The organism is Rhodobacter sp. 4.3.4, assembly GCF_058724655.1.
Map to the genome: position 1 here is coordinate 1,483,033 of NZ_CM178967.1, position 14,335 is coordinate 1,497,367.

General features: G+C 69.7%; 17 protein-coding genes. All 17 read right to left on the reverse strand.

Annotation, left to right across the window (positions count from 1 at the left end):
* Positions 1 to 5 precede the first annotated feature (5 nt).
* Positions 6 to 995: a pyocin knob domain-containing protein gene (locus tag AC4PTB_RS07160; protein WP_492192338.1), complete on the reverse strand. Its 990-nt coding sequence runs from the start codon at positions 993 to 995 to the stop codon at positions 6 to 8.
* The gene (locus AC4PTB_RS07165; protein WP_492190249.1) at positions 995 to 1,933 is read right to left on the reverse strand and encodes a hypothetical protein; all 939 of its coding nucleotides are present in this window, start codon (positions 1,931 to 1,933) and stop codon (positions 995 to 997) included. The genes AC4PTB_RS07160 and AC4PTB_RS07165 overlap by 1 nt, the downstream gene beginning before the upstream one ends.
* Positions 1,930 to 4,806: a hypothetical protein gene (locus AC4PTB_RS07170; protein ID WP_492190248.1), complete on the reverse strand. Its 2,877-nt coding sequence runs from the start codon at positions 4,804 to 4,806 to the stop codon at positions 1,930 to 1,932. The genes AC4PTB_RS07165 and AC4PTB_RS07170 overlap by 4 nt, the downstream gene beginning before the upstream one ends.
* 49 nt (positions 4,807 to 4,855) lie before the next feature.
* Positions 4,856 to 5,083 carry a hypothetical protein gene (locus tag AC4PTB_RS07175; RefSeq protein ID WP_492190247.1) on the reverse strand — a complete coding sequence of 76 codons (228 nt, stop codon included), beginning with the start codon at positions 5,081 to 5,083 and terminating at the stop codon, positions 4,856 to 4,858.
* A gap of 77 nt (positions 5,084 to 5,160) precedes the next feature.
* The gene (locus tag AC4PTB_RS07180) at positions 5,161 to 5,517 is read right to left on the reverse strand and encodes a hypothetical protein (RefSeq protein WP_492192600.1); all 357 of its coding nucleotides are present in this window, start codon (positions 5,515 to 5,517) and stop codon (positions 5,161 to 5,163) included.
* A gap of 5 nt (positions 5,518 to 5,522) precedes the next feature.
* Entirely contained in the window at positions 5,523 to 5,963 is a 441-nt protein-coding gene (locus AC4PTB_RS07185; protein ID WP_492190246.1) for a phage tail protein, read from the reverse strand.
* Positions 5,964 to 5,973: 10 nt separating this feature from the next.
* A complete protein-coding gene (locus tag AC4PTB_RS07190) occupies positions 5,974 to 6,354 on the reverse strand; it encodes a DUF3168 domain-containing protein (protein WP_492190245.1) in 381 nt (126 codons plus the stop codon).
* Between the two features lie 3 nt (positions 6,355 to 6,357).
* On the reverse strand, positions 6,358 to 6,507 hold the full coding sequence (locus tag AC4PTB_RS07195; RefSeq protein WP_013067714.1) for a hypothetical protein: 150 nt from the start codon (positions 6,505 to 6,507) through the stop codon (positions 6,358 to 6,360).
* On the reverse strand, positions 6,507 to 7,010 hold the full coding sequence (locus tag AC4PTB_RS07200; protein ID WP_492190244.1) for an HK97-gp10 family putative phage morphogenesis protein: 504 nt from the start codon (positions 7,008 to 7,010) through the stop codon (positions 6,507 to 6,509). The genes AC4PTB_RS07195 and AC4PTB_RS07200 overlap by 1 nt, the downstream gene beginning before the upstream one ends.
* The gene (locus AC4PTB_RS07205; RefSeq protein WP_492190243.1) at positions 7,007 to 7,342 is read right to left on the reverse strand and encodes a phage head closure protein; all 336 of its coding nucleotides are present in this window, start codon (positions 7,340 to 7,342) and stop codon (positions 7,007 to 7,009) included. The genes AC4PTB_RS07200 and AC4PTB_RS07205 overlap by 4 nt, the downstream gene beginning before the upstream one ends.
* Positions 7,343 to 7,344: 2 nt before the next feature.
* On the reverse strand, positions 7,345 to 7,926 hold the full coding sequence (locus AC4PTB_RS07210) for a head-tail connector protein (protein ID WP_492190242.1): 582 nt from the start codon (positions 7,924 to 7,926) through the stop codon (positions 7,345 to 7,347).
* The gene (locus AC4PTB_RS07215) at positions 7,926 to 8,432 is read right to left on the reverse strand and encodes a hypothetical protein (protein ID WP_492190241.1); all 507 of its coding nucleotides are present in this window, start codon (positions 8,430 to 8,432) and stop codon (positions 7,926 to 7,928) included. The genes AC4PTB_RS07210 and AC4PTB_RS07215 overlap by 1 nt, the downstream gene beginning before the upstream one ends.
* Before the next feature lie 55 nt (positions 8,433 to 8,487).
* On the reverse strand, positions 8,488 to 9,813 hold the full coding sequence (locus AC4PTB_RS07220) for a phage major capsid protein (protein ID WP_492192339.1): 1,326 nt from the start codon (positions 9,811 to 9,813) through the stop codon (positions 8,488 to 8,490).
* Positions 9,814 to 9,956: 143 nt separating this feature from the next.
* Complete coding sequence (locus tag AC4PTB_RS07225) at positions 9,957 to 10,865, reverse strand: S49 family peptidase (RefSeq protein ID WP_492192340.1); 909 nt, start codon at positions 10,863 to 10,865, stop codon at positions 9,957 to 9,959.
* A 3-nt stretch (positions 10,866 to 10,868) separates the two neighbouring features.
* Complete coding sequence (locus AC4PTB_RS07230) at positions 10,869 to 12,173, reverse strand: phage portal protein (protein ID WP_492192341.1); 1,305 nt, start codon at positions 12,171 to 12,173, stop codon at positions 10,869 to 10,871.
* The gene (locus AC4PTB_RS07235) at positions 12,170 to 13,843 is read right to left on the reverse strand and encodes a terminase large subunit (RefSeq protein WP_492192342.1); all 1,674 of its coding nucleotides are present in this window, start codon (positions 13,841 to 13,843) and stop codon (positions 12,170 to 12,172) included. Before AC4PTB_RS07235 ends, AC4PTB_RS07230 begins: the two co-directional genes overlap by 4 nt.
* Positions 13,827 to 14,267: a phage terminase small subunit P27 family gene (locus tag AC4PTB_RS07240; RefSeq protein ID WP_492192343.1), complete on the reverse strand. Its 441-nt coding sequence runs from the start codon at positions 14,265 to 14,267 to the stop codon at positions 13,827 to 13,829. Before AC4PTB_RS07240 ends, AC4PTB_RS07235 begins: the two co-directional genes overlap by 17 nt.
* Between the last annotated feature and the right edge of the window lie 68 nt (positions 14,268 to 14,335).

Sequence of the window (14,335 nt, forward strand, 5' to 3'; positions counted from 1 at the left end):
TTACCTCAGCGGAAGATGGCGATGTCGACTTGCTGGAAATCAACCAGCGCGAGGGTGGTCGACGGGCCAGTGACGATACGAACCTGAGTTGTGGTCTTGAGGTCGGGGGCACTGTTGAAACCACCGCGCAAACCGACGCCGCCCTTTGTGCCATCTGTCGCCATCGGATTGCTCGAGACGACCGCGTAATTCGCATCGGGCATCGCGGTCGCGAAGTTCACGGTGTAGTCGCCGGTGCCGTTTTTGGTGATCGACGAGACGTTCCCCGCCGCACGGATTGCCCCGGTGGTGCCGTTGAAGTTGACCCAAGCCCGACAGGCGTAGGTCGGGGCATCGCCGCTGGCGTTCAGCACGCCCGTCCTGATCTCGCTGTCCGAGCCGTAAAGCCGCACCCAGGGCCTCCAGCCATTCGAAGCGCGCCAGCGCATCCACGAGAAGGTATTGTCCGCGCTGCCCAGATGCCCCCAGACCATCTGCACGCCGACACTGCCGGACAGGATTGTCAGCACATAGCCGGAGTTATCCGCCATGGGCGCGTTTGCGGCCCCGGGCGCAAATCTGGCCCAGCCCGAGACGGTGATCGCGTTCAGATCCGTCACCGCCTCGGCCAGGGTGGTGACCGCGCCAAGGCCGAGCGTCGCGCGCTGCGCGGCTGCGTCCGCGCCGCTGGCCAGCGCCAGACCGGCGGCGCTGGCATTGGCCAGGATCGCCTTTCCGGCGCCTGAGGCTGTCAGGAACTCCAGCGCCGTCGCGCCCGCATTGACGGCCATCACCTTGCCGCCATTGCCTTTCAGCGCAAGCCCGGTCCCGGCGCCCGCCGCGAGGGCCGCGGCCAGCGCCGCATCGGCCTGGGCCTCGGCATGATCGCCGAGCGCGTCGAGATAGTCGGCGAAGGTCTTCCAGAACAGGAGCGAGGCTTCCATGCGCGCGCTGAAGGTCTCCGGGTTGGAGCGCAGCGGCGGCGGCGGCACGATCGGTTTGGCGGGTTTTGCCATCAGACGATTCCTTGTACTTCGATGGAGATCAGCGACCAGGCGTCGGTTTGATAGGCCGCGCGGTAGCTGCGATAGAATCCGTAGTTGATTGCCGCCTTGCGGGGATCGGCCGAGCCGATCCAGACCGCGGCGGTGCCACCGCGCAGGCTGCGCATGCGGGCGTCAAAGCCGAGCAGCTGGGCGTTGGGCAGGCAGGTCTCGAAGGTGCTGAGCCGGGTGGCGGCGCGGCGCACGGTGGTCAGATCGCCGTAGTCATCCTGTTTGACATAGGAGAAATCGACCCCCTGAAACCCGGTGCCGCCGATCACCGGGCGTCCGAGCGACCAGACCGGCCCGAGGAGGAACTGCCCGACGCTGACCTGTCCGCCGCGGCGGCTGGCCTCGAGGGTGATTTGCGCCGCGGCATAGGGCGGCAGATCGGTGAGGACGAATTCGGAGAGCTCGGTGATCGGCGCGACGTAGTAGCTGAGCCCGTCGCTGACGATGGTTTCGTCCTGCATGGCGATCGTGGTCTGGTAGACCACCGCCCCGGCATCGGTCATCGTCACGCGGATCTCGGCGGCGCTGATGCCAAAGCCCGCGACGCCGCCCACCGCCACGCCCGGGGCCAGCGTGACACGGATGATCTCGGCGGCGGTGGCCAGAACCGAGGGTTTGCCGTCGAAGAGCCGCCAGCGGTTGGTGGCGCCGATCACCTGCCAGAAGACCGGATCGGGGTCGTCGATCAGCGGATCGGCCAGCGCGAGCTGTTCGAGGTCGGGATCATGGCCGGTGTTGTCGCCTTGCAGGGCGCGATAGACGGTATGCGTGGCGGGGCTGATGACGAAGGCGCCGCGGGGATAGGTCGTCTGCGCGCTCCAGGGGGCGAAATCCGTCTCCGGGATCGAGCAGGAGAGGAGCATCGCATCGGTGACGGCGATCGGGTTGAGGATCTTCATCTTGCGGGGTCCAGGCTCATGCGTTCCTGCACGGCCAGAAGCCGGGCGGTGAGGCGGGCATTGTTGATGTCGCCTTCGCGGATCGCGCGCACCACCTCGGCCAGCAGCCCCTGCACGGTGGCATCGGTGCCGGTCAGGCGGCGGCGCTGGCCCTCCGAGGTTGCGGCATAAAGCGCCTCGGCGCCGCTGCGATAAAGCGACTGGGTGTCGAGATCCTTCAGCGCCGCGGTCAGCGCCTGGGCCTGATCGGTGATCTCGGCCATGGCCGGGGCCAGCTGGATCAGCTTTGCGGCCAGATCCTTGTCGCCCTTGGCGAAGGCGGTGTCGATCAGCTGCCGGAAGGCCTGACGCGAGCCGGGCAGGGCGTCGATCCCGAGCCCCGCCAGCGCCTGCGACAGCTCCTTGCGCGCCTGGGCGAGGCGTTCGGAGGGGCTGTAGAACCCGGCATAATAGGCGCTGACGGCCTCGGACATGGCGTCAAGGCCGCCGAAGGCCTGGGCCCATTTCGAGGCCGCATCGGCGCCCGCCAGCGAGGTGCTGTAGGCGGTCTTGCCAAGCCGGTCGAGCCAGGCATTGGCCATGGCCAGCGCCGAGGAAAGCCGGGTCAGGGTCTCGCCTGCGCTCTCGCCCCGGCGCGCGAAGGCCGAGGTGAAGGCCGCGAGGTTGCCGCTGAACCCTTCGCCCGCGGCCAGGATCATCCGCGCCAGCTCGTCGGACAGCTGCGTGAACCCCGCCTTGATCGCCTCTTGCGCCTCGCTTTCGGAAAGCCCGTGGGTGGAGATTTTGATCTGCGTGGCAAAGCCCTTGAGCGCGTCGCGCCCGGCAATGCCGAGCCTGTCGGCCATGTCCGCGACACCGCGCACGATCCCGGCCACGGCGGCCTCGATCGGGTCGGCAATCGCCGCACCGGCTTCGGCGAAGGTCTCGCGGGTCTTCTTCGAGAGCCCCCAGAACCGCGATGTCCTGGTCTTGCTGAAGGTCTCGACCAGCGTGTCCATGTCGGTGACGGTCAGCCGCAGCCCGGCGTCAAGCTGGGTGACCTTCTTGCGGAAGAACGAGAAGACCACGCCCACCCCGGCGAGGATCGGCAGCGTCGCGCCGATGGCGGCGCCGAAAGCCCCGAGGCTGGTGGTGGCGGTGCTGGTGACCGCGGAGAGATAGGTGCCCGCGGCGCCAAGGCCGCCACCGCCGCCGAAGAGCGCGTTGACCAGCCCCGCCGCGCCCGAGCCGATCGAGCCCAGAAAGCTGCCCGCCGTGCCCAGAAGGCCGAGAGACCCCGCAAAGCCGCCCGCCGCCGCCCCGGAGACGGCCGCCCCCGCCGCCCCCGTTGCGGCGCCGCCGCTGACGCCAAGGCCGAGCGAGAGCGTGATCCGGTTTTTGAGAAACAGCCCCACGACCTGCTTGAGCGCGTCCCGGGCGAGGTTGACCAGACCCTTGAAGCCGCCCTGAAACCCGTCGAGCATCCAGTCCACCGCGCCTTCGACCGAAGAGCGCAAGCCGTCCCGCAGCGTATCGGCGAACTCCTGCGCCGCCTTTTGCGCCTCGGTCAGGCCTTTCTTGACCTTCTTTCCGGCGCCGGACCCGGCCCCCCCGAGACCTGTCAGCGCGGTCTCGGCCCCGGTGGCGGCCGTGGCCACCTCCTGCGCGGCCGAGGCGGCGTCAAGCGCCTCGTAGCGCATCTGCTTGAGCGCGTTATAGGCGTCCGGGCCGACGCCTTGCAGGCTGGTGCCGAAGAGATCGTTGAACCCCTCGGCGATGTCCCAGGTGAAGGTGGCGAAGGCGAGGGCCATCTCTTCCAGCGCCTCGAAGAACTTCGCCTTGAGCTTGTACCAGGCGGCGGCAAAGCCCCCGGCCTTGCGCACCGCATCGAGGATGGCGAGGCCGAGCTCGCCCATGGCGACGACCAGAACGCCGACGCCGGTGGCGGCGATCGCGGTGCGCAGCCCGGCCATGGAGACCGACAGCGCCATCGTGGCCAGACGCGCGGCGAGCGCGGCGGCCTGCCAGGCGATCAGCCCGGCGGTGAAGGCGGCGGCATAGGCGGTCAGATGCGGCAGCGCCGCCATCAGCCCGTCGATCACGCCGCGCAGAAACCCGCCCTCGCGCATGGAATTGACGAAGGCGCGCGCCATCGCCTCGACCGCCGGGGCGAGATCGGCGGCAATGCGGTTGCGCGTGGCTTCCAGGACGACCGAAATGTCGTCAAGCGCCCGCTGCGCCGCGCGCAGCGCTTTGACCGCATCTGTCCCGAGCACGGCGCCAAAGCTGGAGGCGCTCTCGCCGAGGCGTGCCATTTCCGCGCCATTGGCGCGCAAAAGCGGCAGCAGCAGCGTGGAATCGTCGGCGATGGCCTCCATGTAAAAGGTCATTTCCGCCTGCGAGAGGCCGGCCTTTTCGAGGCTCGACACATAAAGCTGCAAGGCCTGCGGCCCCGAGAGATCGCGGAAGGCCTGTGCGGTCACGCCGACGCGGGGCGCGATCTTTTCGAAGAAATCCGCCATCTCGCCGCCGCCGGTGGAGAGATAATCCCCCACCTTGTCATTCACGTCCTTGAGGATATCGGCGAGCTTTTCCTGTTCGATGCCGACCGTCCGCGCCCCGAAGGACCATTGCTGCAGCTCCTGCGCCGAGGCGCCCGCAACCTGCGACAGGCGGGTGATCTCCTGCGCGGAGCGCGCGGCCGAGGTGACGATCGCGGCCAGGGCCGGGCCGCCGATCGCCGCGCCGATGGCGGAGATCGCGGCCGAGGCGGCCGTGGCCGCGCCCTTGAGCGTGCCAAGCGAGGCCGTTGATCTGGCAACGCCCTTTTGGAAGCTGGCGCTGTCGAGGCCGAGATTGACGCGCAGCGCGCCGATCACTGCGGAGGCAGACATGGGCATTCCCCGAAAAGACAGGGCCGCCCGAAGGCGGCCGGGTTTGGGATCAGGGCCGGGGGCGCAGCGCCATGGCGATCAGCGCACCCCGGACCCGTTCATGATCCAGCTCGCGCGCGCCCTGCGGGGGCGCGGCGGCGGCATCGTCCGGCCGGAACTCCGGCAGGTTTTGCGGATCGTGGAAGGCGAAGGCCACGAGCCCGGCCAACTGGTGATTGAGGGCGCGGGCGGCCTCAATCCCGGCGCGCTGCCGCGTGGCGGCGCCGCGCAGGATCATCACCGCCTCGCGCGGGGTCAGATCCCAGAAGCCCGGATAATCCTGCCCCGCCTCAAGCCAGGCGCGCAGCAGCGCGCTCAGGGGGTCCGTTTCTTCCGGCCCGCCCCGTTTCCCCCGGTCTCTCCGGCATCCGCCCCCGGAGCGCCCGCCTGCGGGAAGGCGGCGCGGATCGCCTCGCCCAGCAGCCGCGCCGCTTCGGTCTGGCCGATCTCATCCATCAGATCGCCCGCCGCCTCTTCGGTGAGGCCCTCATGCGAGAGCGCCGCCCAGACCATGCGGCGGATGCGCCGGGTGTCGCCGGGGCTCTGTTCCAGCGCGGCCATCGCCTCGAGCAGGGTCTCGCCCGCGGCGTCCTGATAGCGGACAAGGGCGTTGGTGGAGAGCCGGAAATACCGGTCCCCGGCGAAGGGCACCGCGCCGCGCAAGCTGTTCATGCCGGTCATGCCTTCGTCCCCTTGGTCCAGATCACGTCGCCGGTGGTGCGGATGCTGATCGTCATGGCGATCAGGCCGGTCACGTCGTTGCCCTCGACCTGCGGGGTCGGGAAGCCGCGGAACTGGAAGACATCGCCGGTCTTCTGGCCGGGGGCGGGCTTGAGGGTGGTGCGGTAAAAGACCGGCTCATCGCGGGCGGAATCGGCGATCTGCTGTTCGTAGCCCGCGGCGGTGTAGCCGCAGGGCAGCGAGATCTCGCCCGCGTCGCGCATGCCGCGGACGTATTCCTTGAAGCCGTTCGGGCTGTCGAGCGAGGTGGCATCGATGTAATCGGTGCTCGGCGCGGGGATGGCGATGCCCTTGCATTCGGGGATCGCCGCCCAGGCGACGCCATCGGTGGAGCGCTCGACGGTTGCCCCGTAAGCGATGATCTGTTTGCTGGCCATGCGGCCCTCCTCAGCTGGTGTAAACCGTGATGAAATCGAGCGAGACCCGGAACGGGGCCTCGCTGTCGTGTGAATCGCGCGTGCCCGCGTGAAAGACCCCCTGAAACCCGCCGCCGCTGTAGCCATCGAGGGCGGCGCGCACGGCGCGGGAAAGGCGCTTGGCTGCGCCATAGCTCTCGCCGTAGCAATCGACCTGGACCCGGCCGCGGGAGACGCCATCGGGGCCGGACAGGAGCAGCCCGCCGGTGTCGGAGATCGTCCAGAGCACGAGGCGCGGGCAGGCCGTGTCCAGCGGGTTGGCGCCGAAATCGATCCGGTCGCCAGCCAGCGCCGTGACCGCGTCCGAGGCCAAGAGGGCGGCGCGAAAGCTGTCTTCAAAGCTCTCTTCCATGGATCAGAAGATCCTGTAGCTGTGACGCGGCAGCGCGGCGCCGAGCGGCTTGCGCGCCACCAGTTCGACCCCGACCAGCCGGTAGCCATGCTGCGCGGCGAGATCGGCCAGCAGCTTCACCACATCATCGGGATGCGCCTTTTCCTGTTCCATCAGCCTTTCTCCTTTGCGGCCGCCCGCCTGGCCGCCTTTTCGATCTCGACCCAGAGCGTCTTGCCCAGCCGATCGAGGGTGGGTCTGCCCTCGGCCTCCCAGGCGGGGCGCAGGAAGGGGCGGGGTGCGGTGCCGGGGTGCTGCGTTCCGGCGAACTGACCGCGGTTGCGGTGCGGCTTGGTGCCGAATTCCACCAGATGGGCGTGATTGCCCGCCAGTTTGTAATCGGGGCCGAGGAACATCTCGACCGCGGCCTTTCCCTCGGCCTGCAGCTTGCGGTTTGCCCGCTGCTGGCGCTTGCTCAGCTTGGTGCTGATGCTGATCGAGCGCTTCAGTTTGCCGGTCGGCCCCTCGGGGGCGAGCGCCGCGGCCAGATCCACCACCGGCCGGGCGGCGGTCTTCAGCGCGCGGCGCATCACCGCTTTCGCCGTGGCGGTCTTTTCGATCTGCGCCAGCGCCTGTTCGAGCTCGCGGAACCCTTCCAGCTTCACCGTGCCGGTCATACTGCCTCCTTTCGGTTTGGGACCGCCGCAAGGGAAAGCTCGATCAGCCCGGCGCCCGGGGCGCAGATCCCGCGGATCTCCCAAAGCTGGCCGCGCGCCCGCACCCGGTCCGCGGCGGTGATCTGGCGGGCGAGGCGAGAGGCGCGCAGGCGCAACCTTGCACCGCGCCGCGTCCCGATCTGCCCGGCCGCGGCGGCTTCCTCGCCCAGGCTCTCGCGCAGGCTAGCCCAGAGGGTCGCCAGCTCTTCCCAGCCGGTGAAGGTTCGGCTCAGCCCGTCATCGCCGAGCCGCGGCCGCAGGATCGTTGCCCTTGTGTCAAGGCGCTCGCCCATTCTCAGCCCCCCGAAAACACGCGCGGGCGCAGATAGCGGGCGTGCCGGAGCATCGCGCGCGCGCCGAAGGACAGCGCGCCGGGGCTTGCCGCCTCGCCCGCGATGGTGATCCCGGCCTCGTGCCATTCCCGCGCGATCAGCACGATCGCCTGGCGCAGCGGCAGGAGCGCGGGATTTCCGGGATCGGCGCCGACCGTGGCGGTGACGGTGACGGGGCAGGGGGCGGCGATGGACGGCAGCGCGCCCGCGGCAAAGTCGAGCCGCGGCTCGTCATGGGCGAGGCGCAGCCGCCAGCGCCCCGGGTCAAGCGCCTGCGCGCCCGTTTCGGTCTCGACCACGACTTGCGCCACCGACAGCACCGGCGCGCAGGGAAACCACCAGCGCCGCAGGCCGGGCACGGCCTCCAGCGTGATCTCCACCTCGCGCGGGCCGAGTGGGCGGTTCGTGGCCTGTTCGACCAGGCTTTGCGCCGCCGCCAGACAGGCGGCGAGGGCGGCATCGTCCTCGCTCCCCTCGTCCATATGGGTGGCGCGCTTGAACTCCGCCACGCTGACCGCGGCCGGGACCGCTCCCAGAACGCGCATCAGCCCGCGCGCCCCTGCACCGGCGGGGCGCCGTCTTCGGCGTCATCGTCAAGGTCTTCGCCTGCGCCGTCGTCATGATCGACGAGCACGAACTCCGGCTCGGCCGCGTCGTCGTCGATCCCGTCATCGGGGCCTTCCGCGCCGGGATCGGCGGCGGGCTCTTCCGCGTCGCAGGCCTCTTCTTCGGCCGGATCATCCCCGGCCGCCGTCCCTGCGGCGAGCGGCACCGCCTTGCCCCGGGCCACCAGCGCCGCGGCCTCAAGCGGATCGAAGCCCGCCACATCGCCCGCATGATAGGGCGGCGCGGCGGCGAGGAAGGTCAGCACCACGCGCTGGGGGGCTTCCCGCCCGGCGGCCGGGTCGGGCGCCAGCGGCGCGGCTTTCACCGCCTCGGCCGCGCCGCTGGCGATCAGCGCGCGCGCGACGGGGGCCTCGAACCCGGCAATCTCGCCGGTGTTGTAGGGCGCGGAGCCCCGCAGAAATCTTACCGTGACCAGCCTGGCCATGTGTCATTCCTTTCCGGTCAGAAGGCGGGCCGCGACCGGGCGCGGCCCGGGGGGATCACAGCGCCCAGCCGATGCCCTGCAGCCCGGCGATCGCCACCTCATGTTCGGGGGCAAAGTCATGCTCGGCGATGGCGCGCATCAGCGTCTGGTCATTGGCAAAGGCCGATTGCATCTCGCCATTGGCGTCGAGATAGGCGGCCTCGGTCGATTGCGCGATCCGCAACAGGCCGCTTTCGCCGATCACCAGATAGGAGAAATCGGCAAACATCACCTCGGTCTCGTTCGCCCCGGCGCCGAGGTTGTTGGGCAGCTGGGTGGTGGTGTGGATCGGAAATCCCATCAGCTCGCCGCGCGCGTCGATCGAGGGATAGAGCGCATTGCCATGCATGTCCTTCAGCGCGGCAAGGAAGTTCTTCGCCCCCGGGCGCATGATCCAGCCCGGCGTGACCATCAGGATATTGGCATCCTCGACCAGCGAGACGAGCTTGCGCAGCGCCTTGTCGATCGCCAGCGCGTCGGTGCCCGCCACCGCGCCCAGCCAATGCCCCGCCGGGATCCAGTTGCGCGCGCCCTTGGGCGCCTCGTTCGTGCCGTCGCCGCGCAGGAAGGCCAGATCCTCGCGCGCGCCCATCACCTTGAGCAGATCATCGCGCACGAGCGCGCCCATCTGCAGCGAGGAATAGGAGAGCAGCGAATTCGAGATCGGCACCAGCGCGCGCAGCTTCTTGAAGCTCTGGTCGACGGCATCGAAGCTCGGGGCGCTGGCGCGCGGCGCCACGGTCTCGCCGCCATAGCCCGCACTCGCGCTGCCCGCCTGACGCGCCTTGCGCAGCTGCCCCGCGGGCATCGGCACCACCCGCGCCCCGGCGCGGCGCATCACCACCCGCGGGCGCAGCATCCCGATCAGATCCGCGGCCAGCGGGCGCGGCACCGTCACGCCGCCCGCGGTCACTTCGGTCGCGTTGAGCGCGGCCGCGACCTGGCCAAAGCCCGCCCGGTCCAGCTGGGCGACGGCGCGGCCCAGATCGCCCTTGTGCGCAGCGAGCGCGCCGACGATCAGCCCGACCTCGATGCCCTTGTGCGCGGGGTCTTTCGGCACCGCCGCCGCGCCCGCCCCAAGGTTCGCGCCCGGGGTCGCGCCCGGATCGGTGTCGCCCGGCCCCGCGGCGGCGGCCTGCGCGGCTTCCACCGCCTCGGCGCGCTTCACTTGTTTGTCGGCGGCCTCGAACGCGCCCTGCGCCGCCAAAAAGGCGGTTTCCGCCGCGCTGATCGCCGCCGCATCGGGCGTCTCGGCTGCTTCCAGCGCGGCCAGCGCTTCGGCCTTTTCGGCCATGCCATCCGCCGCCGCCTTTCGCGCGCGGCGCAGATCATCGATCGTCATCGTTCTTCCTTTCCGGGATCAAACTTTCCGGGATCAAAGGCCGCGGCGCCGGGCGCGCAGCCACATTCCCCGCCGCCACCGCGCGCGGGGTCACACCGGCCGGGGCCGGGATGTCTCAGAGACGGGCTTGCGCCCGGGATGTCTTAAAGACGGGCCTTCGCCCGGGCCGCCGCGGCCAGCGCCCGCGCCCCCCGCGCCATCCCCTTGCGGGGGGCGGGGGCATGGGCGGCCCGCATCCGGGCATAAAAGGCGGCGCGGGTCTCGATCCGGTCGGCGAGCCCACGCGCCAGCGCCTCGGCGGGGTCAAAGACCGCGCCGCCATCGGCCGGATCGTCGCTGACCGAAAGCCGCGCGGCGAGATCTTCGGGCGCGATGCCGCGCCCTTCCGCCACCGCCGCGTGAAACCGTGCCTCGGTCTGATCAAGGCTGCGGCGGATCTCGGCCTTGCCGTCCTCGGTCGCCGGATCGGGCCATTTTGCCCGGGCATGGCGCGAGGTGAAATCGAAGAGCTGCACCCCCGAGGCGGCCCCCGGCGCGACATTGGCCGCCGCCGTCACCGCCACCCCGATCGATCCCACTGCCGCGCCGGGCGTCATCACCAGCTCGCGCGCCTGGCTGGCCAGCCAATAGCCCGCCGAGGCGGCGAGCGGCGCGGCCAGCGCATGGACGGGCTTCACGGCCGCCAGATCGCGCAGCGCCGTCACCGCATCCCCGATGCCAAGCGTATAGCCGCCGGGCGTGTCGAACTCGACCACCACCGCCGCCACCGCCTCATCGGCGGCAAGCTCGGCGCAGGCCTCGGTGATGCCGCGATAGGTCGCCCAGCCCAGATAGCGTTCCAGAAGCTCCGAATTCGGCGTCAGCAGGCCGCGCACCGGCATCACCGCAAGGCCGCGCTCGCGCGTGTAGCGCGTCAGATCGCCCGCCAGGACCTGCGGCCCTGTTGCCGCCGCCGCGGGCCAGGCCGTTGCCAGAAGCTCGGCGGCCCGCGCCGTGTCCAGCGCCATCAGCCCGCCGCCCGCGGCCAGCACCTCCCGAACCGTTCTGCCCATCTCTCAGCCTTCCTTCCCGGTTGCGCCGTCGTCCTTGCGGGTCATGTTCGGCGGCGGATAAAGCACGTCGCCGCCCGCGATCGGGTCCTTGCCCTCGATCGCGCGCCCTTCGTTGGGCGTCAGGATCGGCCCGCCCACCGCCTTGGTGATCGCCTCGTAGCGTTCCTTCGTCGTCGCCATCAGCAGCGCGTCATACTGGTGGCGCAGGAACAGCCCGGCGCGGCGCTCGGCCTCGCTGAGCAGCCCCTGGCCCAGACCCGTTTCAAGGAACTTGCCCCAATGCGTCAGGCATTCGGCCTTGTAATCCAGCGCCTGCTGCTCGCCGTTCGCCTTCACCCCGTATTCGAGCATCTGCAGCTTGGCGGGCGGCACCCGGTAGAGCGCCGCGATCTGTTCGCGGTCGAACTTCTGCGAGGCCAGCAGCTCCAGATCCGCCGCCGAGAGGCCAAGCGACTTGATGTCGTCGCTTTGTCCGATGATCAGCACGCCCTCGTCGGCATCCTCGGCCATCGCCGCCTTGAGCCGCGCCCGCGCGCGCTGCCAGGTCTCGTCATCGGCGCCGAAATCCTCGAGCTTCGCCACCGCCTTGAAGCCCTTGCCGCCCGCCAGCCGCGCCGCCGCCTCCTGACGCGCAAGGGCAATGCCCAGTGTCTCGGCCGCCACCTCGATCGGGCTGCGCCCGGTCCAGCCGTCCTCGGCCATGTAGCGCAGATGCGCCATCACCCGCCCCGAAACGCGGCGGTGTACCTGCGCGCCGTCCTCAAACTCGTAATAGCGTTCGCGCCCGGTGCGCAGCACGGTGCAGTGATCGGGCCGGATCGCCTCGATCAGCGTCACCTCGCCCGCGCCGTCGCGCGGCGCAAAGGCAAAGCCGCGGCCGCGCAGGGTGAAGGCATAGCCGATGGCAAAGCGCATCACATGGGCGGGCACGCCGGGCGCGGCCTCGGCATTGAGCAGGTGATCAAGCGGATGCTCGCGCAGCCGGACCTCGCGCCCGCTGCCGTCGCGCTGAAACACACCTAGCGGCAGCTTTGCCAGATCGCCCGCGATCACCGTGCAGGCGGCCACCACGGTCGCATGCTTTTGCGCCAGATCGGGGGTCACCCGCGGCAGGCTGCGCACCCGGCTTGCCCCCGCGATCCCGAACTCGCGCCAGCCCGCATCGTGCGAGACGGGCAGGGCGGCCGCGCCCGCCGTCGCCCGCCCCAAGGCCAGTCCGGTCAGCGCCGGTTCGATCCGCGCCGCGGCAGGCGGCATGGCAGGCGACGTGGCACGGGCACCCAGGCCCAGAAGACCGCGCAGGTTCATAATGTCTCCACCCCTCTTGCTTGCTTGCGCCTGCGCTCGCCCGCGGCGGCGCGTCCCACCGCCATGATCATCGCCACCGCGGCATCGATCCGCCCGGTCGAGCGTTTCTTGTTCGGCTTGATGTTCTCGGCCGCATCCTCGTCGCGATGCACGTTGCCCACCTGCCAGGCGAGCACCGGATTGCCGCCGTGGCGGATGCGGTTTTGCGCCACCAGTTCCTCGACCCGCTTCATCGGGTTTGACATGCTGGCAAAGCCCTGCCGGTGCTCGACCATCGGCAGGCGTTGCTTTGCCAGCCGGTCGGCCATGTACTTCATCCCCCAGGGATCATAGGCGATCTCCTGCACCGCGAATTTTTTGGCGATCCAGCCGATCCGCGCCTCGATCTGCGCCTCGTCGATCGAGCCGCCGGTATGCACCTCCAGCCAGCCCTGGTCGCGCCAGGCGACATATTCCCGTTTCTCCTTTTGCGCCCGCACGATGAAGCCCTTCGGCCCGGCAGGCAGGAAGGTGTAGGCGATCAGGTAGATCAGCCCGTCGAGCGGCACCGCGACGACAATCGCCGTGGTGTCGATCTTGTTCGACAGGTCCACCCCCACCCAGGCATCGCGGCCGTAAAGCATGCGGGGATCGAAAGGCGCATCGGCCGCGCCCTGATCCCAGCTCTCGCGCGCGATCCACATCTGTTCGCCCTCGGTCCAGAGGTTGCAGTGGAAGCGCTTGAAGTTCGGCATCGAGGCGGCGATCGCCGCCGCTTTCGAGGCCGCCTCGTGCATCTTCTCGATCGGCTTCGACACGCCGAGGTTCGGATTGCCCATCGGCCAGAAGGCCGGATCGAGCGGGTCGCAATCGGCGGGCGGCTCGGCGACGAAGCCGAAAAAGGCGTCGTCCGTGATCGCGCCGCGCAGCACGCCCTCGGCATAGTTGCGCAGCTCGCCGCAGAGCGAATGGCGGTCATGGCCCGCGGTGGTGATCACCCAGTCGATCGGCTGCGCCCGCGCGATCATCGACTCGACGATGGTCTCGGCCAGTTCGCGGTCGGTCCAGCGGTGCATCTCGTCGCGCGCCAGAAAGCTCGGGTTGATCCCGTCGCTGGAATCGCCGTCGCGCGACAGGCATTTGATCACCCCGTCCACCCGCGGCGTGACGATCTCGTGGCGCATCGGCGCCATAAACTCGCGCAGGATCGGCGAGCGCCTGATGATCCGCCCCACCTCCTTGAACAGAAGCCCCGCCTGATCGCGCGTCGTCGCCGCGCAAAAGCCCTGCGGCGCCGCCTCGCCGTCCAGAAGCTGGGTGAACAGCATCGGTACCGCGGTATCGGTGGTCTTGCCGTTCTTCTTGCCGACCTGGTGATAGGTCGAGCGGAACCGGCGCAGCCCCGTGCCCTCGCGCTTCCAGCCAAAGACCGAGCCATGGCGGAACACCTGCCAGGGCTGCAGCTCCAGCGGCTTGCCCGCCATCGGGCCGACCGTATGTTGCAGCATCCGCGCGAAATTGACGATCCGGTCGGCGGCGGCGCAGTCGAAGTAAAGCCCGCGTTCGGCGCCGGTGTCGAGATCGCGCAGATGGCGCGCGCAGGCCAGCCGCACCAGCTCGCCCGCCACCATCCGCCCCTCCATCACATCGGTCGCATAGCGCGAGACCGGGTGATCAAGCGGATGGCGCATTCACCGCCCGCATCAGATCCTCGAAGAGATCGCCCTGGCTCGCCGCGCCGAGCCGCTTCTCGTCGATCGGCGACAGCCCGAAAAGCGCGCCGAGCCGGATCATCCCTTCGAGCGCGGATTTGCGCAGATGCACCTCGGGGCGGGTGCGCTTCTGGTTGCCGTTGCGTCCCGCGCCGGTCTCATAGGTCACGCCATTCTCGCCGATATCGCGCGTCATCGCGATATAGACCGCGACCTCCTCGCAATAGCCCGCGAAGAGCTCGTGATAATGCGGCTCCAGCCGCTTGAGCCGGATCAGCTGCGGGGCCAGCCGCAGCCAGACTTCGCGCGCATCCGCGCTCATGAAGTCGGGCGGCGCCGGACTGGCCTCGTCTTCGCCCTTCATCGGGGTGACGATCCTCAGATTGCCTTTCGCGCCGCGCATGCCGCCCTCGTGTTCCTTTCTTCCAAGTGGGTTTTTGATCCCAATTTCCCGGCCGCGAAAACGAACCT